22 protein-coding genes, 6 tRNA genes and 1 rRNA gene are annotated in these 22,082 nt (G+C 32.4%); 3 read left to right on the plus strand and 26 right to left on the minus strand.

Translation table 11 applies throughout. The features are described from left to right. Positions 1-12: 12 nt before the first annotated feature. From LQ598_RS12090 to LQ598_RS12100, 3 genes are all read right to left on the minus strand, one after another. The gene (locus LQ598_RS12090; RefSeq protein ID WP_107557158.1) at positions 13-1,443 is read right to left on the minus strand and encodes an MDR family MFS transporter; all 1,431 of its coding nucleotides are present in this window, start codon (positions 1,441-1,443) and stop codon (positions 13-15) included. A gap of 75 nt (positions 1,444-1,518) precedes the next feature. Beyond that, positions 1,519-2,016: a hypothetical protein gene (locus tag LQ598_RS12095; protein ID WP_016912823.1), complete on the minus strand. Its 498-nt coding sequence runs from the start codon at positions 2,014-2,016 to the stop codon at positions 1,519-1,521. A 114-nt stretch (positions 2,017-2,130) separates the two neighbouring features. After that, positions 2,131-2,445 carry a CHY zinc finger protein gene (locus tag LQ598_RS12100; RefSeq protein WP_016912822.1) on the minus strand — a complete coding sequence of 105 codons (315 nt, stop codon included), beginning with the start codon at positions 2,443-2,445 and terminating at the stop codon, positions 2,131-2,133. A 140-nt stretch (positions 2,446-2,585) separates the two neighbouring features. Between LQ598_RS12100 and LQ598_RS12105 the strand changes: the two genes are divergently transcribed. Together LQ598_RS12105 and LQ598_RS12110 are read left to right on the plus strand one after the other, a co-directional pair. After that, positions 2,586-2,885 (plus strand): ArsR/SmtB family transcription factor, encoded by a 300-nt coding sequence (locus tag LQ598_RS12105; RefSeq protein ID WP_016912821.1) that lies wholly within the window; start codon positions 2,586-2,588, stop codon positions 2,883-2,885. Between the two features lie 21 nt (positions 2,886-2,906). Continuing rightward, complete coding sequence (locus tag LQ598_RS12110) at positions 2,907-3,851, plus strand: cation diffusion facilitator family transporter (protein ID WP_107557157.1); 945 nt, start codon at positions 2,907-2,909, stop codon at positions 3,849-3,851. A gap of 166 nt (positions 3,852-4,017) precedes the next feature. On the opposite strand, the gene LQ598_RS12115 is transcribed toward LQ598_RS12110, so the two are convergent. From LQ598_RS12115 to LQ598_RS12125, 3 genes are read right to left on the minus strand one after another with little or no spacing between them, the layout of a single operon-like run. After that, complete coding sequence (locus LQ598_RS12115; RefSeq protein WP_107509166.1) at positions 4,018-4,752, minus strand: metallophosphoesterase family protein; 735 nt, start codon at positions 4,750-4,752, stop codon at positions 4,018-4,020. An 18-nt stretch (positions 4,753-4,770) separates the two neighbouring features. Continuing rightward, positions 4,771-5,418 (minus strand): SDR family oxidoreductase, encoded by a 648-nt coding sequence (locus LQ598_RS12120; protein WP_107509165.1) that lies wholly within the window; start codon positions 5,416-5,418, stop codon positions 4,771-4,773. Between the two features lie 13 nt (positions 5,419-5,431). Then, positions 5,432-5,965 carry a CHAP domain-containing protein gene (locus LQ598_RS12125; RefSeq protein WP_078358441.1) on the minus strand — a complete coding sequence of 178 codons (534 nt, stop codon included), beginning with the start codon at positions 5,963-5,965 and terminating at the stop codon, positions 5,432-5,434. A gap of 180 nt (positions 5,966-6,145) precedes the next feature. Between LQ598_RS12125 and LQ598_RS12130 the strand changes: the two genes are divergently transcribed. Continuing rightward, entirely contained in the window at positions 6,146-7,093 is a 948-nt protein-coding gene (locus tag LQ598_RS12130; RefSeq protein ID WP_107557156.1) for a hypothetical protein, read from the plus strand. A 91-nt stretch (positions 7,094-7,184) separates the two neighbouring features. Here LQ598_RS12130 and LQ598_RS12135 read toward each other — a convergent pair whose 3' ends face one another. From LQ598_RS12135 to rrf, 20 genes are all read right to left on the minus strand, one after another. Next, positions 7,185-7,841 (minus strand): haloacid dehalogenase type II, encoded by a 657-nt coding sequence (locus LQ598_RS12135; RefSeq protein WP_107509164.1) that lies wholly within the window; start codon positions 7,839-7,841, stop codon positions 7,185-7,187. A gap of 183 nt (positions 7,842-8,024) precedes the next feature. Then, the gene (locus LQ598_RS12140; RefSeq protein ID WP_107509163.1) at positions 8,025-8,879 is read right to left on the minus strand and encodes an HAD family hydrolase; all 855 of its coding nucleotides are present in this window, start codon (positions 8,877-8,879) and stop codon (positions 8,025-8,027) included. A gap of 75 nt (positions 8,880-8,954) precedes the next feature. Next, positions 8,955-9,737: an ABC transporter ATP-binding protein gene (locus LQ598_RS12145; protein WP_107509162.1), complete on the minus strand. Its 783-nt coding sequence runs from the start codon at positions 9,735-9,737 to the stop codon at positions 8,955-8,957. 100 nt (positions 9,738-9,837) lie between these two features. Next, positions 9,838-10,623: a VOC family protein gene (locus LQ598_RS12150; RefSeq protein WP_239745623.1), complete on the minus strand. Its 786-nt coding sequence runs from the start codon at positions 10,621-10,623 to the stop codon at positions 9,838-9,840. Positions 10,624-10,756: 133 nt separating this feature from the next. Continuing rightward, positions 10,757-11,206, minus strand: coding sequence for a GNAT family N-acetyltransferase (locus LQ598_RS12155; RefSeq protein WP_107509161.1), 450 nt, complete (start codon positions 11,204-11,206; stop codon positions 10,757-10,759). A gap of 26 nt (positions 11,207-11,232) precedes the next feature. Next, entirely contained in the window at positions 11,233-11,838 is a 606-nt protein-coding gene (locus LQ598_RS12160) for a DedA family protein (protein ID WP_107509160.1), read from the minus strand. Positions 11,839-11,999: 161 nt separating this feature from the next. Further along, positions 12,000-14,384, minus strand: coding sequence for a heavy metal translocating P-type ATPase (locus LQ598_RS12165; protein ID WP_107557155.1), 2,385 nt, complete (start codon positions 14,382-14,384; stop codon positions 12,000-12,002). A 13-nt stretch (positions 14,385-14,397) separates the two neighbouring features. Continuing rightward, positions 14,398-14,700: a metal-sensing transcriptional repressor gene (locus LQ598_RS12170; protein WP_078358455.1), complete on the minus strand. Its 303-nt coding sequence runs from the start codon at positions 14,698-14,700 to the stop codon at positions 14,398-14,400. 134 nt (positions 14,701-14,834) lie between these two features. Beyond that, positions 14,835-16,637, minus strand: a complete 1,803-nt coding sequence (gene glmS / locus LQ598_RS12175; RefSeq protein ID WP_107557154.1) for a glutamine--fructose-6-phosphate transaminase (isomerizing) — start codon at positions 16,635-16,637, stop codon at positions 14,835-14,837. 490 nt (positions 16,638-17,127) lie between these two features. Beyond that, positions 17,128-18,480: a phosphoglucosamine mutase gene (gene glmM / locus LQ598_RS12180; protein WP_016913010.1), complete on the minus strand. Its 1,353-nt coding sequence runs from the start codon at positions 18,478-18,480 to the stop codon at positions 17,128-17,130. A 21-nt stretch (positions 18,481-18,501) separates the two neighbouring features. Continuing rightward, the gene (locus LQ598_RS12185) at positions 18,502-19,437 is read right to left on the minus strand and encodes a CdaR family protein (RefSeq protein WP_016913009.1); all 936 of its coding nucleotides are present in this window, start codon (positions 19,435-19,437) and stop codon (positions 18,502-18,504) included. Further along, positions 19,438-20,244: a diadenylate cyclase CdaA gene (gene cdaA, locus LQ598_RS12190; RefSeq protein WP_016913008.1), complete on the minus strand. Its 807-nt coding sequence runs from the start codon at positions 20,242-20,244 to the stop codon at positions 19,438-19,440. A gap of 142 nt (positions 20,245-20,386) precedes the next feature. Continuing rightward, on the minus strand, positions 20,387-21,292 hold the full coding sequence (rocF, locus tag LQ598_RS12195) for an arginase (RefSeq protein WP_016913251.1): 906 nt from the start codon (positions 21,290-21,292) through the stop codon (positions 20,387-20,389). Positions 21,293-21,487: 195 nt separating this feature from the next. Further along, positions 21,488-21,560: transfer RNA gene (locus LQ598_RS12200), tRNA-Lys, on the minus strand. An 8-nt stretch (positions 21,561-21,568) separates the two neighbouring features. After that, a tRNA-Gln gene (locus tag LQ598_RS12205) sits at positions 21,569-21,643 on the minus strand. Positions 21,644-21,647: 4 nt separating this feature from the next. After that, a tRNA-Tyr gene (locus LQ598_RS12210) sits at positions 21,648-21,731 on the minus strand. Between the two features lie 18 nt (positions 21,732-21,749). Then, positions 21,750-21,825 (minus strand) — tRNA-Val (locus tag LQ598_RS12215). A gap of 12 nt (positions 21,826-21,837) precedes the next feature. Continuing rightward, a tRNA-Glu gene (locus tag LQ598_RS12220) sits at positions 21,838-21,909 on the minus strand. 1 nt (position 21,910) lies between these two features. Continuing rightward, positions 21,911-21,985 (minus strand) — tRNA-Asn (locus tag LQ598_RS12225). Between the two features lie 13 nt (positions 21,986-21,998). Further along, positions 21,999-22,082, minus strand: a 5S ribosomal RNA gene (rrf, locus tag LQ598_RS13955); the annotation flags it as partial.

A 22,082-nucleotide genomic window follows, 5' to 3' on the forward strand; every position in this document is an offset into this window, starting at 1 on the left:
CCACAAATTTTATTAAGAATTTTCTTCCAATGATTTACTATAGTTTGCTCTTGTAACTGTAAATCCTACAATTACCGCAAAAGCTAATAATACAATACCAAACCAGTATGACTGATGTATGCCCTCAGTCATCGCATGATTAATTTGTTCTGTTGTTGGATTTTTAATACCTTTCAGTGCAGCAGTTTGACCACCATTCATAATACTGACAAATATCGCAATACCTAATGCGCCACCAATTGGTTGTAACATATTGGAAACAGCTGTTCCATGTGGGTACAATTCTTTTGGTAAAGCATTTACAGCATTCGTATTCGCTGGCATTAATACAGCAGAGATACTGATCATTAAAATGATATACACGACTACAAATACCCAAACTGAAATACCTGGGTGAATCGTTGAATAAAATATCGCAACACATAATAGTATGATTAATCCTGGTACAACTAGTTTTCTTGGTCCAACTTTATCAAATATTGCACCCATAAATGGTGATAAGAAACCATTCAATAGAGCTCCCGGTAATAAAATAAGTCCAGCAACTTTAGCGCTGAATCCCATTGGTCCTTGTAAGTACATAGGCATAACAATTTCAGAGGCGAACATTGTCATAATTACAACAACAAATATGATGACACCCTTCGTATAGTTATGGTACTTAAATACTTTTAAATCTAATAACGGTTCTTCTAATTTAAGTTGTCTCAATACAAATAACGTCATCGCGATTAAACCAACAATTAACGTTATAAAAATTGATGGGTTAGTGAATCCTCCTGCTGTACTACTCACTGAAGATATACTATAAATAATTGATGATATTCCTATTGTAGACAAAACAATTGAGAAAATATCGATTTTAGGTTTCGTAATTTCGCCAACATTTTGCAGATATCTATGGGCAAAAATAAACGTAAATAACATAAATGGAAGGACAATTAAAAATAACCATCTCCATCCCATATAATCTACTATTACCCCTGATAATGTCGGTCCTAATGCTGGTGCAAACATAATGACTAAACCAAATTGCCCCATAATTTTCCCGCGTTCATTTTCGCTATATAACATGAGCATAGCATTCATAACTGTAGGAATCATAAGACCTGTTCCTGCAGCTTGAATCATTCGACCTACTAATAACATAGGAAAATTGACTGCTAACCCTGCTATTAAAGTTCCAACTGAGAATATTGTTACTAACCCTAAAAATAACCTTCTCGTTGTAAACCATTGATTCACCACGGCAGACAATGGCGTTAGTACACCCATTACTAACATAAAACCAGTTGCCATCCATTGGACAGTTGGCGCATCTACATTAAACACTGACATTAATTCTTTTAATGCAATATTTAAAAGCGTCTCGTTTAAAATCATGAAGAATGTACCAACTAAAAATACAATCATAATTATTTTTCTTTTAAACTGATTATCCATTTATATCTCCTAATATTTATTTTTTATAACTTTCCAATAATGGCATAAAAAATAAACCTAGTCAAACAACTAGGTTTAAGCATTTTGAGATTTAGATAGTTGTGCAAAGTCTACAACAACTTGATCCATTCTCTTAGCCGTTTCTTTCATTATATTTCTAGCAACTTTATTTTCAGGATCTATTTTTAGTATTTGTTTACTGATATCAAAAGCTTGTTTGTCAGAAAGCAAAGGTTCTGGAATTGCATGTAATAAAAGCATTTGCAACAAACTCTTCACTTCTTTGTGCTCGGTCAATACCATCGATCTTTCAGCATGATAATAAGCTGAACGAAACGCACCATCATGTTCACTATAAGGATAGACATGTAACAAAAACGCTAAGTCATGAAGTTCACTTGTTTCTTCCTTCTTAATAGAATCTAATATAAATGTATAAAACATTGTACTTTCTTCTTCGTGAGCTGCTGAAATGAAGTGTTCCTCAAATTCCAAGAAATTCACTTCGGACATCAATCTATATGCAGTATCAAATTCGCCACTTAATATATGACCCTTTATTAAATCTTTCATTCAATGTCCTCCTTCTCTCTATGCAACATTCACTTTATTCTTAATTCTCGTTTTTATAGTTAAAAATATTATAACACATTTTGTAATAAATTACCTTTACATTCCGTTGGCAAATTAAATTTTAAAATACAAATGGTGATGATATTTGCATCGATGATTAAACCTTGAATCACAGTGTGGGCATACTTCTTTAAGCATATAATCATTTATTGAAATTGTTTGTTTACACACGCCACACAAAATTGCATGTTCATCGAATTCACTTTTATCCCATCTTTTAGCTTCATGTTTTTCACATTCATTATGACATTTATAACATGGATAAAATTTGTTACAACATTTAAATTTAATTGCGATGATATCCAATGGTGTTTGGTAATGCTCACATCTAGATTCATCATCTACTGTTAAACCATATATATTTACCATAGTATCCTCCAAAATTTTTATTCAAACAAACATCTCATAATAACGTCTATTTTGTCAATTTATAATCCATTGACAGAAAACGTTATTTTTAATAAAATTAACATATGAACATATATTCATATGTAGAGGAGAAGACGTTAATGAGTACTTACAATATATTAGACGATGAAACACTGTTACTTGTATCACAAACTTTTAAAGCGTTAAGTGATCCAACACGCGTAAAAATATTACATTTATTATGTACAGGTAGACATTCAGTTGGTTGTATAGCTGAAACACTTTCATTAAGCCAATCTTCAGTATCTCATCAGTTGAGATTTTTAAAAAATCTTCGTCTTGTGAAATTTGAACGTGAAGGAAAGAGTATCTACTACTCCATTGACGATGACCACGTTATTTTATTATTAAAACAAGCAATCGAACACGCTAAACATTAATACAATTTTGGAGGTGTTTTCATGGGACATGAACATCACGGACATGATCACAACCATGTTCATACAAACAATAAAAAAATATTGCTAATTTCATTCTTTATCATAACGATATTTATGATTGTAGAAGTAATTGGTGGATATGTAACAAATAGTTTAGCATTGTTATCAGACGCTGGTCATATGCTAAGTGATGCAATTTCATTATTTATTGCACTTATGGCTTTCAAGTTTGGTGAACGTGTCGCAAACCAACGTAAAACTTATGGTTATCGTCGTTTCGAAATTTTAGCTGCTTTTATTAACGGTATTTTGTTGATTGCCATTAGCTTATATATTTTCTATGAAGCAATTACACGTTTTATAAATCCACCAGAAGTCGCATCAACAGGTATGCTTATTATAAGTACACTTGGATTAATCGTTAACTTATTTATTGCTTGGTTAATGTTTAAAGGTTCTGATACTAAAAACAACTTAAATATGCGAGGCGCCTTTATTCACGTACTCGGTGACTTACTCGGTTCAGTCGGTGCAATAGTCGCAGCACTCATCATGTTAACATTTGGTTGGAAGATCGCTGACCCAATCGCAAGTGTTATTGTTGCTATGCTAATTATAAGAAGCGGATATGGTGTTACAAAATCAGCATTAAACGTATTAATGGAAGGAACACCATCAAATATCGATATACACGAAATTTCAGAAACAATCACATCACATCCAGAAATAATCGATGTACATGATTTGCACATTTGGTCTATCACAAGTGATCTAACAGCATTAAGTTGTCATGCAGTTGTAGATAGAGAAAAAACAGTATTAGAATGCGACAGTATAATAGAAGAAATTAACCATAAACTAAACCATAAATCCATACAACATGCTACTATCCAATTAGAAACATCAGACCATCAGCACGATAATTCTTTATTATGTTGTATGGATCAAACAGAACATGTTCATTAAACAAGTAGAAAGGCTGGAACATTTAATTTGTCCCAGCCTCTCATTGTATGGTTTTGATTTTGAGGATGTCTTCGATTAACTACTGTATTAATCTACAACTTAGCTCATTTTTTCAAAAAATCGAGGTTGGGACAATTCAAATGTCTCAACCTCGAACTTATTTTATCTATATAAATGATTCAAATATTAGTTGTTTTCCTGGTACGGCTTTCTCATCAAATCCATCTAAGAATGGTTGGTTATCATATGGTACTTTAATTCTTTCTACATTTATCGCACCATCTTTAACTTCTACAATTCCATATACTGCATAAGCGCCATTGTTCAAACCTACAGATCCTGGATTAAAATATATTGTCTCAATATCATCAAAATGGTGTAATACATGATTATGTCCAAAGGTTACAAAATCTGCATCTAAGCCATTAAATAATCCATGCACATGTTCTAATGAGGGCTCAACGATTGGTTCAAATGGATCGTCACTAATATGTTGCTTGATATTTTCTTCAAGTATACGATAATGAGTGAAATAAAATTTTAATCCTTCAATATCTTGAGTAACTTCACGTTGCAAGTTATTCAAAAAGTTATAATATTTAGTATCTAAATGTTCCACTATCCATTGATGATGTTCATAAAATTTATTTTTTAAACTTTCAGGATAATCTTCTTTATTAGCAACTGCCATTATTGCTTCATCATGGTTTCCAGCAATATAAGTCATATCATCTCTATTTGTAATAACTTCTAGAACTTCATTCGTTTGATGTCCGACACCAATGTTATCGCCTAAATTATAAATGTGTTTAATGTCTTTTTTATTATCTATATCTGTAAGTACAGCTGTCAAAGCATCATAGTTTCCGTGTATATCTGTTAAAATTGCAAATTTAACCATAATACAACTCCTTAATGATTAATTATTAAATTGCTCAACCGCTTCTTTAATTTCTATGTCTCCTGATACCACTTGAAATTCTTGTCCAATTTTACCATCATTATTTAATACTTCTTGTATCACATTAGCAACGTCTTCGCGTGGTACTTTTCCGCGTTCAACTTCTTCTGCTATTTCTACTTTACCTAATCCATCATCGTTAGTTAATAATCCTGGATGCACAATTGTATATGGTAAACCAGAATTTCTTAAATGAACATCAGCATAATGTTTAGCAATTGTATAAGGTTTCAAGTCACCTTCAAATGCTGATCTTCTAGTATCAAATGAAGAAACGAGTACGAAATGTTTTGTACCTGCTTTCTTACTAGCTTCTATTGATTTAACAGCACCATCTAAATCAATGATAATCGTTTGATCTGCTCCAGTGTGACCACCAGATCCAGCAGTAAACACAACTTTATCTGCATCTTTTATTTTTTCAGAAATATCATTAATATCATCATATTCTAAATCAAGTGACACTGTTTTGGCACCTAATTCTTCAAAGAAAGCTGCTTGGCTATTTTTTCTAATGGCTGCTGTTACTTCATTTCCTTGATCGATTAAACTTTTTACTAAATGTCTTCCAATTTGTCCATTAGCACCTATTACGAATATATTCATTTAAAACACTCCTTTAAATTTTTTCATGTATAAATTGATAATTGTGCAATCTATCTGAGGTAATTAACCTTTCTGTTACTTCATATGGCTTTTCATAATTCATATCTGATACAACAATAGAACCGTCACTTTTCACTTCATTAACGATCGCAACATGTCCTAATTCACCATAATCAGTTTGTAATATAGAACCTTCTCTTGGTTGACCATCGACTTTATAACCTTCATCTTTAGCACGATCATCCCACTGTTTTGCATCACCCCAAGATGATCCAATTCTTTTATCAATATTTAATCTTTCTTCATAAACATAAAATGTACATTGACCTTCTTGATAAAAATTTCCTAACGAGCGGTCATCTGTTTTATCATTTTTCTTAATTTGTTCTGTCCGTATAGCTATTTCTTTTTCCTTTATTTGCTTTTTGATATCTTCAGTGTAATCACTTATAAAATCAAATCCACCTTGGCTTCTAAAAAGAAATGCCATTGCAATAATAGCAGTCCATGTAGCAATGAACACAATAAATCGGAATAACTTTTTCATAGTCCACTCCTAAAAATCTTATACTTTAAATATATGAGTAATTTAATACGATATCAAACAAAGTGCTTATTACCTTCTTTTAAAAGTTTGTAATTATTATAATATTTTTGACAATTAAATGACATTTGCAATGTTATTTATGTTACCCTAATTATACAAATAAACAATGAGGTGAATCTTATGTTCAAATTCCAATTGGACTACTATAGAAATGGACAAGGCTTACATATCAAAACAATTTTATTAACAATCCTTTCCTCAATTATTATGGTTCTATTAATGTTAATTCCGGGTATTGCATTTATAATTGGAGGATTTTCTTTAGCGGCATCACAAGACTTTTCAGGTGAACCATCAGGCGGTGGCATAGCAACATTTCTAATCTCAATGGTCATAGGGTTTATATTATTTATTCTGATGTATATTTTTATATTAATCCCTATAGCTTATGGAATTCTAAAATTCTATAAAGATACAGATTTAGGCATTAGCCCACGCTTTAGTGATTTATTCATGTTCTTAAAAAAAGGAAACTATGTTAAAACATTAAAGCTAACTTTAATTATTGGTTTAATTAGTGTAGCAATGTATTTCATTGTTTACATAGTTGTCATTATTGTAGAAGTGATATTCTTCGCAATATTTGGTACTTCAATGGCGTTATTGCAACCAAGTTCAGGTAGTGAAGGTATTGGTGCAATGTCTATATCATTCATCGTAATCATGTTATTTATGATATTGGTATTATTTGCCTTATTTATACCTTTATATTATTTTGTTATCTTTATAGTTAACACAGTACTTGTCCATATTGATCAAAGATCATTACCTACAATAACTAAATTCTCAATCGGTTGGAACATAACAAGAAAGGGACCTCATAGTGCTTGGAAGTTATTATTCAGTAATTTAATTTATATTGTAGCAGCGTATATTATCATAGCAATCATTGGAATTATAGCAGCAGTTATTGTTTCATTGATGCCAAGTGTGATACAAATATTATTCGCAATTATAGGTTATATACTATTCTACCTATTTATGTTTGCAGTATTCTACTTCTTATATGGTAGCCTTATGAACTTCTATCATAAAAATAAAAATGCACTTTATCCAAAAAATAACTAAAGTTAAATTTTAAGAGCTCAATTAATTTTGAGCTCTTTTTTTATTTATCTTTACGAACGCTTCCCCTGTTTTTTATCTCCTTCCATTTTTCTTACATCAAATTTTTAACGCCATATATCGATTGAAATTCAAAGTCTGGCTCTACTTCTATATATTCAAACTCACTAAAATTACGATTTATCCATGCAGTTTTAAATCCAAACTTTTGTGCTCCGACAATATCCCACTTATTAGATGATACGAACAGAATTTCTTGTTTCTCATATGGAATCCTTTCTTCTAATAATACATATCCATTAGAATTGGGTTTATACATACCAAATTCTTCAAGCGCTAAAATATGTTTAAAGCTACTATCGATATTTGAATGTTTCAATACTTTTTGAATCATTTCTTGATTGCCATTACTAAATATAACTTTATCGATATGTGATATATCATTTAATGATTGAGTTACTTCAGGGAATACTTGCAAGCGATAATACTCTTCCACACACTCATTTACGTCACTTAATGAATAGTCAAAATCATTTCTATCAAGTACATATTCGAGTGAATCTTTTATAACTTTACTAAATGGTTTATATTGATCTACTAGCTGTCTAACATGAGTATATTCTATAAGTTTATGACGCCAAGCTTTAGCTATTTTTTCTCCGTTTCCAGGAAATAATTTCTCACACTTTTCTTGGACACTATTTATATCGAATAAAGTTCCATATATATCGAAAACGACCGTTTTAATCATAATAATCACTCCTTATAAATCCTTTCATTTTATTATATCCAAACGAATATAAAACAATCCCGCAAAATATATTGCTATCAATATATTTTGCGGGATTGACGATCTATAAAGTCACTATAAATAAAAATCAGACTGGATAAATTAATTATCACAGCCTGAATATCATTTTGTTATTTAAATAATTTAGTTTATTAAAAATTTCTTACTTAAGTAGTCAGCTACACCATTTTCTTCGTTTGTTCTTCTTGTTACTTCTTTACCCAATTCTTTTATATGATCTGGTGCATTTTTCATAACTATTGGGTAATCAACATGTTCTAGCATTTGTTTATCATTGTCACTATCACCAATTGCATATGTCTTAACATCTTTATCTAGTTCTAAATATTTTAACGCAGCTTCTATTGCTGTCGCTTTGTTTACACCCATAGGCATCGTTTCAAGATTACATGGTGTAGAATGAGAAATAGAAATATTAAGTTCTTCCTTCATTGGTAGAATAAGTTCTTCCCATTTTTTAATTTCTGTTTTATGCTTTTTGAAAAAATAAAACTTTGAATATGCATCTTCTGGTATTTCATCGACCCATTTTATTTTTTCGCTTAATGCTTCTTGTCGAGATTTCCATTCATTAGCTTCTACATCTCCTGCTTGTTCAGTGGATATTTCTGACAGTAGCAATGTTTTATCGCGGTTTAATGCAATTCTATTTTTATAGTACGGGAATAATTCATAATATATTTGATGCTTTTCTGCTAAATCAACAAGTTTATGTACAGTTTCCATCGGTAGTTGATTTTTAAATATTTCTTTGCCATTAATATAACCTACTGCACCATTGGATGATAATATACCATCAACTTCAAAATTCTCAGGAACCAAATATGAAATCTCATCATAAGCTCGTCCAGTAGCTATAAATACTTTAATGCCTTTTTGTCGAACTTCTTGAATAATCTCATTAGTATAATCAGTTACTCTATTTTCTTCATTTAAAATTGTGCCATCCATATCTAAAAAAACCACTTGCGTTGTCATGTTGATGCCTCCATATAATTTATCAATATCTATTATTTCATGCTCATATAATAAAGGCAATATTTTAGATTTATATTACTTTTTAGATAATATTGGTCTATTGTTCTTAAATGAAACATCAACATTTATGTTAAATAAGTTACTCATATTTTTTTCATTAACAACGTCATTAATATTTCCTGATCGAAATACCTTACCGTCTTTTAATAATAAAATTTGCTTAAATACAGGCAACACTTCTTCTAGATGATGCGTAACATATATCATTGTTGGACCACTTTTATCTTGACCAATATTCTCAATTCTTTCCAATAAATCTTCTCTTGCAACAAAATCTAAGCCATTTGTTGGTTCATCAAGTATTAGAAGTCTCGGTTCTGACATTAAAGCTCTACCAATTAATACACGCGTTTGTTCACCTTGTGATAAATTCCCAAATCTTCGGTTAATATAATCCTTGGTAATACCTAATGCTTCGCAAATTTCATTTGCTTTATCTTTAATTTGTTTACTTGGTTCTTCATATACACCTATTGACGCATAAGCACCACTAATAACAGTCGTAAAAGCATTGTCTTCTTTTCTCATTTTCTTAAATAAAGATTGAGAAACATAACCAATTTGCTTTCTAATACCATCAGCTGAATATCCAAGTTCACCTTGTTTCATATCTAATATTTCAAATTCACCTGAAGAAGGCGCTGTATACGCATTAATAATATCAAGCATTGTGGATTTTCCTGCTCCATTTAATCCGTACAATACCCAATGCTCTCCATCAACTATTTCCCAAGAAATATCTTTTAGTATGTATTTACCTTCACGTATCCAGTTAATATGTTTCAAATCAAGAAGCATATTTACATCCCCTTTAATTTACTGTTTTCATAATATTCACTAATTGTACATGAAAGTTTAAGTATATTAAAGATGATTGGATCAGAAGGTAATTTATAATTTATTGTATTTCAGGGTTTATTTCGAATCGTAAACCATCCGGTGAAGTTAGAATCTTGCTTTCTGCATTTGGCATTTGTACCACTATATTTGCTAAACCATAACTATTGTCTGATTCTTCTCTTTTTTGATTTGATTGCCAAGTATTAATCGCAATATGATGGTGATAATTTTTAGTAGACATAAACAAAGCATTTGGAAAATTATCTACTACTGCTTTTAAACCTAAAGTATTTAAATAAAATTCTTTAGACGCTTCAATATCATTTGTTTTTAAATGTAAATGTCCAATTTTTGCATCAGCAGGCATTCCATTCCAACCTTCATTTGAAGCTTGTTCAACTAGCGCTTCTGCATTCACCTCATGTGTATCCATTGCAACATTGCCATCGTTCCATTCCCAGTTACGTGCATCACGATCACGATATATTTCTATACCATTTCCATCTGGATCATTTAAATATAGTGCTTCAGACACTATATGGTCACCAGCCCCTAACTGAACATTTAATCTTGAAGCATGAATTAAGAAATCTGCTAAATCTGCTGTTGTAGGTAGTAATATTGCAATATGAAATAAACCCGCTTCTCTTATACTAGGTTTTCTTCCATCTTCTAATAATTTCAAAGTAATCGTATGTCCTGAATCACCTATTTCAAATACTGTTTCATTCTTAGTTCTTATTGTTAATCCAATTATATTGTCATAAAATACTGTCATTTTCTCTAAATCTGTAACATTTAACGTGATACCTTTAACTAATGTTGCATCTTTACCATGAAACATATATAACACCTCTTCTATTTTCTTTATCAATAATATTAGTATACTTTATATACTATAAAAAGTATACTAATATGTTTAAAAAAATGCCCATAAACGTCATACTCATCAGTAAGTCCGTCTATGAACAGTTCTTTTATATCTCTAATTCAAGTCTTACCATGTCTTTACATTGTATGCCATTCTCAAAAATAGGATCTTTATAATATTTAATGAAATAATCAATATCTATAGATTTCATTCTAAAACCAGCTTGTTGATAAAGTTTTAATTGACCAATACCAGAATTTCCGGTACCTACAGTTATAGTATGACAGTCTAATTCTTTACCGACTGTTATAATATGTTCAATTAATTGACGACCAATCCCTTTGTTTTGAAATTGAGGATCAACAGCTAAATTAACTAATTCCAAAGTATTTGGTCTCGTTAACAATCCCACTACAATACCGATTGTTTGACCTTGTTCCTCATAAATGTAAACTTTACCTCTTAAAGTATAATCATTAATCGCTTGTTGATTGTCATCAGCTAAAGATAACAATTCATAATGTCTTTCCGTTAAAAACTTACATAATGATATCATTACTTCACCTACAACATTTCAATTTATTAAGCTTTCTTACGTTTAACAAACCAGATAATAAATACAATGATTCCAATAGCAATAATCGCATACATAAAGTTTGAATAAACATCCATATAGTTAACTATTTGATGCCAATTATCTCCAACTTTAGCACCAACTATAACTAGTATTAAATTCCAAATAAGTGTACCTAAAGTCGTTAATAATAAGAACAACCATTGATTCATACCACTCATACCAGCTGGGATAGAAATCAAACTTCTAATAAGTGGAATAAATCTGCAGAAGAACACCGTCCATGGACCATACTTATCGAACCATGCATCAGCTTTTCTTACATCTTCTTTCGTTAATCTTAAATACTTGCCCCACTTTTCAATAATTCTTTCGAGTCTATCAACGTTAAGTATACGACCAATCCAATATAAAATAACAGCTCCAAAAACTGATCCTATAGTAGAGGCAATAACCACACCTACTATTGTTAATTCTGATTTAGTTGTCATAAATCCTCCAAACGTCAAAATTACTTCTGACGGAATAGGAGGAAAAACATTTTCTAATAATATTAATAAGGCTATACCCAAATAACCAAATTGCTCCATGATACTTGTAATCCAACTCTCCATTAATTTGCTCCTTTAAGTTATCATCTTTATATAAATACCTTTTCAAGCTATAACATAAACCTTCAAAAATAATACTTAACTTAATTATATAATAAAACAATCATAATAAGAGTCAGACTTAAGAATGAATATTTTTCAGTTTTATTTTGGATCCAGTTTTATTATAATTTAACTTTTTTTAATCTTAGCGCGTTCGACACAACACTTACAGAACTTAATGCCATTGCTGCGCCAGCAACCCATGGAGCTAAGAGACCTAATGCAGCTATCGGTATGCCAGCTGTATTGTAACCAAATGCCCAAAATAAATTTTGTTTAATATTCTTAATTGTAGCATGGCTAATCTTAATCGCTTTTGGAATGAGCAATAATTCTCCACCTAAAATCGTTACATCAGCTGCTTCTATTGCCACTTCAGTTCCTGTACCTATTGCAATACCTATATCTGCTATAGCTAGTGCTGGTGCATCATTAACACCATCTCCTACCATCGCTACTTTTTTACCTGTATTTTGAATGGCTTTTATTTTGTCTGCTTTTTCTTCTGGTAATACTTCAGATATAACATTATGAATACCTACTTGTTTCGCTATTGCTTGAGCTGTTCTCTCATTATCACCAGTTAGCATTATAACCTCTAGACCTTCATCTTGTAACATTTTAATAGCTTCAGGTGCATTCTCTTTAATTGTGTCAGCTACAGCAACAATACCTTTAAAAACGCCACCTACTGCCACTAGCATAGCTGTCTTACCTTCAGTTTCTAATTTAGATAAATCTTCATCAAATATATTTGTGTCAATGCCGTTTTGTGACATCAATTTTCTATTACCTACTAATACATTCTCACTATTTATTAATGCCCGTATACCGTATCCAGGGATTGCATCAAAATCTTCTACATCTGCTAGTGTTATATCTTGCTCAGTTGTATACGCCACTATGGCTTCAGCTAATGGATGCTCTGATCCTTTTTCAGCACTAGCTAATAATTTCAATGTCTCAATATCTCCTGTAAAATCTGTTACTTCTGGTTTACCTTTTGTAATTGTTCCAGTCTTATCCAATACGATTGCATTTAATTGGTGTGTGCGTTCTAAATGTTCTCCACCTTTAAATAGTATGCCGCTTTCTGCAGCTTTTCCTGTTCCTACCATTATGGATGTTGGTGTTGCTAATCCTAAAGCACAAGGGCAAGCAATAACAAGAACAGCAATTGCCGCAACGAGTGCATTTTCAAATTGACCAGCATCAACTAAAGTAATCCAAATTAAGAATGTTAAAATAGCTATACCTACAACTATTGGAACAAAGTAACCTGAAATAACATCTGCTAACCTTTGAATAGGTGCTTTAGAACCTTGAGCTTCTTCGACAACTTTAACGATAGATGCCAACGCAGTATCTTTTCCTACTTTTGTTGCTTTCATATTAATTAAACCATTTTTATTAATTGTAGAACCTATAACTTCTTCGTTTATTGACTTTTCAACTGGTATAGATTCGCCAGTTATCATAGATTCATCAATAGCCGTTCGCCCTTTTTGAATAATACCGTCTACAGGTATCTTTTCGCCTGGTTTAATGCTTAAAATATCACCAACAGCTACATTCTCTATTGGTATCATGATTTCCTCATTATTTCGTATTACTCTTGCTTCTTTAGCTTGCAAACTTAATAGTGAAGATAATGCATTTGTCGTTTGGCTTTTAGCACGTTTTTCTAAATATTTTCCAAATAATATTAAAGTGATTAATACCGCACTTGTTTCAAAATATAAATGAGGCATATAATCTGGTCTACCAATTGTTTTTATCGCTTCATATAAGCTATAAAAATATGCTGCACTTGTCCCTAATGCAACAAGTACATCCATGTTTGCACCACCATTTTTTAAGTTCTTATATGCTCCAACATAAAATTGCCAACCAATTATAAATTGAACAGGTGTTGCTAATACAAATTGGAACCATGGATTCATTAACATTTGTGGCACTGGAAGATTAAATAAATGAACAAACATCGTTAATATAAGCGGTAATGACAAAATAGCTGAAACAATAAGTTTTATTTTCATTTGTTTAACTTCATTTTCTTTATATGTCTTTTTGTCTTTTGAATCATTTTTAGACTCTGCATCATAGCCAATATTTTTAATTTTATCAATAATTGACTTTTCATCGATTAACTCTGGATTATATTCAACACTCGCTTGTTCAGTTGTTAAGTTTACAGTTGCAGTTGCTATCCCTTGTTGACGATTTAAAACTTTTTCAATACGGCTTGAACATGCAGCACATGTCATACCATAAACATCTAAATCTAATTTTTCAGTCAAAACACCATAGCCTAAATTTTCTATTTTTTTCGTTACATCAGATAATTGAGTTGAATCATCATTAAACTTAATAGAAGCCTTTTCAGTAGATAAATTCACTTGTGCTTCTACGCCGTCCATTCTGTTTAAGACTTTCTCAATTCTACTTGAACATGCAGCACATGTCATACCTGTTACGCCAATAGTAACTTGTTTGTCTTCATTCATTTAGTTGACCTCCTTACTTAGAAAATTGCTTAAGTACACTCATCAATTCATCAATTGTTTCTTCGCCTTCTCCGTTTTGAATAGCATCTGTAACGCAATGTTTAATATGACGTTCAGTAACAGCAAATCCTACATTTTTTAATGCAGATTGAATGGCACTAATTTGTACAAGAATATCAACACAATATCTATCTTCTTCAACCATATTTTGAATTCCTCTAACTTGACCTTCAATACGCTTAAGTCTATTTATAACTTTATCTTTCTCTTCTTTAGTTCTTGGTGTTACTGTATGTTCATGTAAAAACTCACTCATAACTTCACGTCCTCTCTTTAAATACAACTATACCCCCCTATCGTATATTTTTCAATGTGAATGCTCAATTTAAACATAATAATGAAAAAAGCCGGGACAAATTAATTGTCCCAGCCTCTGATTTTCTATATTAATTATTCAACTGTAACTGATTTAGCTAAGTTACGTGGTTTGTCTACGTCACAGCCTCTGTGTAATGCTGCGTAGTAAGAAATAAGTTGTAATGTAACAACTGAAACAAGTGGAGATAACATTTCATGTACGTGTGGAATAACATACGTATCATGATCATGTTCTAAACCTTCCATTGAAATGATACATGGATTAGCGCCACGTGCTACAACTTCTTTAACATTACCTCTAATTGATAAGTTAACTTTTTCTTGAGTAGCTAAAGCAACAATTGGTGTACCTTCTTCAATTAATGCGATTGTACCGTGTTTTAATTCTCCACCAGCAAATCCTTCTGCTTGTATATAAGAGATTTCTTTAAGTTTTAATGCACCTTCAAGTCCAACATAGTAATCCATTGTACGTCCAATGAAGAATGCGTTACGAGTCGTTTCTAAAAAGTCTTTTGCAATTTGTTCCATTTTTGGTGCATCGTCAACAATTGCTGTAATTGCTGTCGTCACTTTTGCTAACTCAGGTATAATATCAACACCTGTTTCTTTATTATGTGCATTAGCCACTACTTGAGAAAGAATTGCTAATACTGCTATTTGAGCTGTATATGCTTTTGTAGAAGCAACAGCGATTTCTGGACCTGCATGTAAGATCAATGTATGATCCGCTTCACGTGATAGCGTAGAGCCTGGAACGTTCGTGATTGTTAATGCTTTATGTCCTAAACGTTTCGCTTCTACTAATACTGCACGGCTATCTGCTGTTTCACCTGATTGTGAAATAAAGATAAATAATGGTTTTTCAGATAATAAAGGCATGTTATAAACAAATTCAGATGCAACATGTACTTCTGTTGGCACGCCAGCCCATTTTTCAATAAATTCTTTACCTACTAAACCTGCATGATAACTTGTACCACAAGCAACGATATAAATTCTATCAGCTTGAGCTACATCATCGATGATTGCTTTATCTATTTTAAGATTGCCTTCTTCATCTTGGTAATTTTGAATAATGTTACGCATAACACCAGGTTGTTCATGAATTTCTTTTAACATGTAATGTTCGTAAGTACCTTTTTCAACATCTGAAGCATCGATTTCAGCTTTATAGCTATCTCTTTCGATTACTTCACCATCTTGATTTTTAATGATTACTTCATCACGTTTAACAATTACAATTTCATTGTCTACTAATTCTTTGTAAGTATCTGTAACAGCTAACATCGCAATTGCATCTGAAGCAATAACGTTAAAGCCTTCTCCGATACCAACTAATAGAGGTGATTTATTTTTAGCTACATAAATTGTTTCTGCATCTTGCTCATCTAATAAACCAAGTGCATAAGAACCATGTAATAATGATAATACTTTATTGAAAGCTTCTTCAGTTGTCAAACCTTCATTAGAGAAATGTCCAATCAATTCTACAATTACTTCAGTATCAGTATCTGATTTGAATGTGATACCTTCTAAATATTCACTTTTCAGTTGTTCATAATTTTCAATTACACCATTGTGTACTAGTGTAAAACGTCCAGATGTAGATTGGTGAGGGTGAGCATTTTCATAGTTGGGCACACCGTGTGTTGCCCAACGTGTATGTCCAATACCAATATTTCCATCGAAATCATCTGAAGCTGCTTTACGTAATTCAGCTATTCTACCTTTTGCTTTAAACACTTTAATTTCTTCTTCGTTTCTAACAGCAATACCTGCTGAATCATAACCTCTATATTCTAGTTTTTCTAAACCTTTAAGTAACAATTCTTTAGCATTTTCTGAACCTATATATCCTACTATTCCACACATAAACAAATTTCCTCCAATTTTAAATAAGCGGTTAGACATTCCAAAATATCGTCCAGTCGCTTTCAATACTTAATTTAATTTATGGCTATTTCAATGACTTTGGACATACAGTCACCTGTATGCTTTAAACATTGAACTTTCGAATGGGCCACATCCGGGATAGCATCCGCCGATAATTCGATAACTATCCTCCTCGTCAACAAAGACAACAACATTCAATCAACATGTATCTGAATATACACGCATCTACAGTCATGTATGATCTTTGTTCAGGCGCTATAAGTTTCCTTATTTTAACAAACCTCACATTCCTCCTTAAGTAAGCTTCCTTCATTCTACAATGAATTAGTAAGTAGTGCAATTATAATACGATATTTCATTTTAATATGTTACTTTCTAACACATTTTTAACTACATTTCCCATTCAGCCAGCTACTCACAATAAAATAAAGAGGCAGAGACAATTAACTTGTCCCCACCTCTATTACTATTATTCAATGCCCATTTCGTCTTTTACAACTTCTGCAATACTATTTACATATCTTTCAGCATCTTCTTCTGTTTTAGCTTCTACCATCACACGAACTAATGGCTCAGTTCCTGAAGGTCTTACTAATATACGACCTTCACCATTCATTTCAACTTCCACTTTAGTAATGATTTCTGCAACTTTTGTATTTTCTTCTACGCCGTATTTGTCAGAAACTCTTACATTCACTAATCTTTGTGGATATTTTTTCATTTTGCTCGTTAAATCACTAAGACTTTTTCCAGATCTTTTAACGATGCTTGCTAAATGTGCACCCGTTAATAATCCATCACCAGTTGTATTATAATCCATAAGAACAATATGTCCAGACTGCTCGCCACCAAGACTATAAGAAGCTCGTCTCATTTCTTCAACAACATATCTGTCGCCTACTTTTGTTTTATTAGATTTAATTCCTTCTTCTTCAAGTGCTTTATAAAAGCCTAAATTACTCATAACAGTAGAAACAACCATATTGTCTTTTAAGTCACCATTTTTAGCCATATCTTGAGCTAAAACGAACATAATTTGATCTCCGTCAACGATTTGACCCTTTTCATCTACAGCAATAATTCTATCGCCATCTCCATCAAATGCTAAGCCTAAATCAGCACCATAATCTACTACAGCTTTAGCCAATTCTTCTGGATGTGTAGAACCGACATTCAAATTGATATTATATCCGTCAGGTTTACAACCAATCGTTTCACTATTTGCCTCTAAATCTCCAAATAAGTATGGTGCAAGTGAATATGTAGCACCATGCGCGCCATCTAACACAATTTTCAGTCCATCTAAATCTCCATCAACTGTAGATTTAATATAGCTTATATATTTTTGAGCACCTTCAAAATAATCAGAAGTATGATTTAATTGGTTCCCAGTTGGTCGTGGTAAGTTATCTTCTGTTGAATCTAATAGTTTTTCAATTTCTAATTCTTCTTCATCAGTTAACTTAAAGCCATCTGGTCCAAAGAATTTAATGCCATTGTCAGCAACAGGGTTATGAGAGGCACTGATCATTACACCAAGGTCAGCATCTACTTCTCTCGTTAAATATGCAACACCAGGAGTAGAAATAACACCTAATCTCATTACTTCTGCACCAATTGATGAAAGACCAGCAATTAAAGCTGATTCTAACATTTCTCCAGAAACACGTGTATCTCTACCTACTAATACCTTTGGATTCTCACTATTGTGTTTCTTTGATAATACATAACCACCAAATCTACCTAATCTGAATGCGATTTCTGGCGTCAACTCAGAATTGGCTACACCTCTTACACCGTCAGTACCAAAATATTTGCCCATTATAATTCTCCTTTAATTCCATTAGTTTTTAGAAGTTTCAATTTTTGCTTCAACATCTTTAACATCTGCTTCATCCACACCATCAGGCAAGTCCAAACCAACTGTTTTAGTTGTATTTCCATCAACGTTAGAAACATCAACAGGTACATCTATTGATCCAATGCCATCAAGTACATTTCGTGAACCATATATTTTAACTTCAGTTTTATCTAAATTAATCTCATTTATATTAATACCTTTTGAGGTTGAACCCTTTGTAATGGGATTTAAACTCACTGTTTTACTAGATCTCGCTACTTTTATATTTACATTTACTGTATCTGGTCTAATTTGTACATCCAATTTATTTAAGTTACTATCAAGCACACTGATACCAGCTTTTTCAGTTGTATTGTCTGTTAATTGCTTGTTTTCATCCAACGTTGCTTTAACATAGGCAATTTTATTCAACTCTTCCTGGCCACCAGTAATCGTTACTTGCGATGGACTGATCGTTTCTCCAACTAATTCGTAACCTGAAGCAATTCTATTTTGATTGATTTCAGCTTCAATCGGATATTTTTTCGATACTTTTTCTTGTAACGTAACATTAGCACTTTTTGGAATAACTGTAGCTTTTAATTCATCACTTAAACCTTTAATTTTAAAGTTTTCTTTATATTGACCAACTGATTTATTTCGTAGATCCAATTCTACTTTAAAATTCAATAATTTCTCAGCTTGTAATATTGTTGATTGAGGTCCTGAAACTTTTACATCTACAGTTTTAGGTGCACCAGACAAATATAATTCTTTCGTATTATATAACGTATCAACAGGTACATCCTCTATAGTATGCGCAGAATTTTTCAATGCATTTTCTGAAAACAAACTTCCGAATACATTATTAACAGATAAAAACATGAGTAATGCTAGTATTAAAGCTACAAAACGTAATCCCCATTTAGACTCTAGCATCTACTTCACATCCTTTCTGCTTTGAACAGAACCAAACCAATGCTCAACTAGTAATTCTCTAAATGCTTCACTTGATATTTCTTTTCTAAGTTTGCCGTTAATCGTTACAGAAATCGAACCCGTTTCTTCAGATACAACAACTGTAAATGCATCTGATACTTCTGATATTCCTACAGCCGCTCTATGTCTAGTACCTAAACTTTTAGAGATTTTCTGACTATCAGATAAAGGTAAATAACTTGCCGCTGTAGCAATTTTTTGTTCTTGAATGATCATTGCTCCATCATGTAATGGCGTATTAGGAATGAAAATATTAGTGAGTAACTCTTGAGAAATGTCAGCATTAATAGGTATACCTGTTTCTATGTAATCTTGCAGTCCTGTTTCTTTTTCAAACACAATTAATGCACCAATTCTTCTTTTAGCCATATATTGTACTGCTTTATCGACACTATCAGTTAACCTTTCTTGTTCTGCTGATGTCGTGACATTGACTCGTTTAAATAAACTTCCACGCCCTAATTGTTCTAAAGCTCTTCTGAACTCTGGTTGGAATATTACAATGATTGCTAAAAAACCCCACTGCAATACAAAATCAAATAGGACTGTAGTAGTTGTTAAATTTAAAAAATTACTTACTGTTCTACCTATTATGATGAAAAATATACCTTTTAATAATTGTATCGCTTTTGTACCTTTAACAACAGTTATAATCAAGTACAATACATACCATACAATAATTAAATCAAGTATACCTGTTATAACCTTTAAGGCACTTAATTCACCAAAAATATCAGGTAACTGCATAGTATCTCCTCCGTGTTTCATTTACCTAGTGCTTATTATAACAATTTTTTAGATATATTGTTAATTTAATTATATATAAAATAAAAAAAGTCTCTTCATTAGAGACTTCTTTCTTTAAATATATTCTACAGACAATTGTCAATTATAATAATTTTTCACCGAAGAATGATCCCATCAAACCTATAGCTTGGTGTGCAGTCTTATTATATTCATCAATAAGAGGATTAACTTCAACTAAATCAGCTGAAACAATCAAATTGGATTCATGTAGCATTTCCATTGCTAAATGACTTTCTCTATATGTTACACCTCCAGGGACAGTCGTTCCTGTACCAGGTGTTTCAACAGGATCTAAAGCATCTACATCAAGAGAAAGATGAATACCATCTGTTTTATCTTTCAAATAATCGATTGTTTCAGAAATGACTTTACTCATTCCAAGTTTATCGATATCTGCCATCGTGTATGTACGGATGCCTACTTCTTTAATATATTCCTTTTCCCCATCGTCTAAATCTCTCATCCCTATTAAGACAACATTCTCAGGCTTCACTTTATTTTTATACCCACCAATATTAGTCAGATTCTCGTCTCCATCACCTAATAATGCTCTTAAAGGCATACCGTGAATATTACCACTCGGAGAAGAATCTAATGTATTTAAATCACCATGAGCATCATACCAAATCACACCCAAATTTTCATAGTGTTTACTAATACCTGCAATTGAACCAATGGATAAAGAATGATCTCCGCCTAGAATGAGTGGGAAATTATTTTTACGCTTTGTTTCATTTACAGCTTCATATAAATTAGTAGAAAACTTAATAACTTCATCTAAATTTCTTAACCCTTTTTGTTCGTTTTTATATTTTTTCATGTCAATAGCTGGTGATTCGACATTACCTTTATCTATTACTTCATGACCTATATTTTCTATTCTTTCTATTAAACCTGCATATCTTAATGCGTCTGGCCCAAAATTAACGCCTAATTTACGCTGACCAAAAGCTGTTGGTGCACCTATAATCTCAATGCATTTTTTCATGAAATAAAATCCCCCTTATTTAGCATTACTATTACATTCTAGTATATGTAAGCACTTACATCAAGCTATACAAGGTTTTGTGGATAATATTAATATATTCCAAATATTTATGCGTATATGTATAAATATATGTATATTTTTCTTATAATAAAAAACAAAAAAAGAGACGCTAGTATAAACTAGGTCTCTTACTTATGAGCCATAGAGGATTCGAACCTCTGACCCTCTGATTAAAAGTCAGATGCTCTACCAACTGAGCTAATGGCTCTAAAAAAATGGCTGGGCTAGCTGGATTCGAACCAGCGGGTGACGGAGTCAAAGTCCGTTGCCTTACCGCTTGGCTATAGCCCAATCATGGTGGAGGGAGGCAGATTCGAACTGCCGAACCCGAAGGAGCGGATTTACAGTCCGCCGCGTTTAGCCACTTCGCTATCCCTCCAGCTTATTTACTTGAAAATGGTGGAGAATGACGGGTTCGAACCGCCGACCCTCTGCTTGTAAGGCAGATGCTCTCCCAGCTGAGCTAATTCTCCATGAATAAAAAATGACCCCTACGGGATTCGAACCCGTGTTACCGCCGTGAAAGGGCGGTGTCTTAACCGCTTGACCAAGGGGCCATGGCTCCACAGGTAGGACTCGAACCTACGACCGATCGGTTAACAGCCGATAGCTCTACCACTGAGCTACTGTGGAATAATGAATATTTGCCCGGCAACGTCCTACTCTCGCGGAACGTAAGCCCAACTACCATCGGCGCTAAAGAGCTTAACTTCTGTGTTCGGCATGGGAA

The organism is Mammaliicoccus sp. F-M27 (assembly GCF_022387115.1).
GTDB lineage: Bacteria > Bacillota > Bacilli > Staphylococcales > Staphylococcaceae > Mammaliicoccus > Mammaliicoccus vitulinus.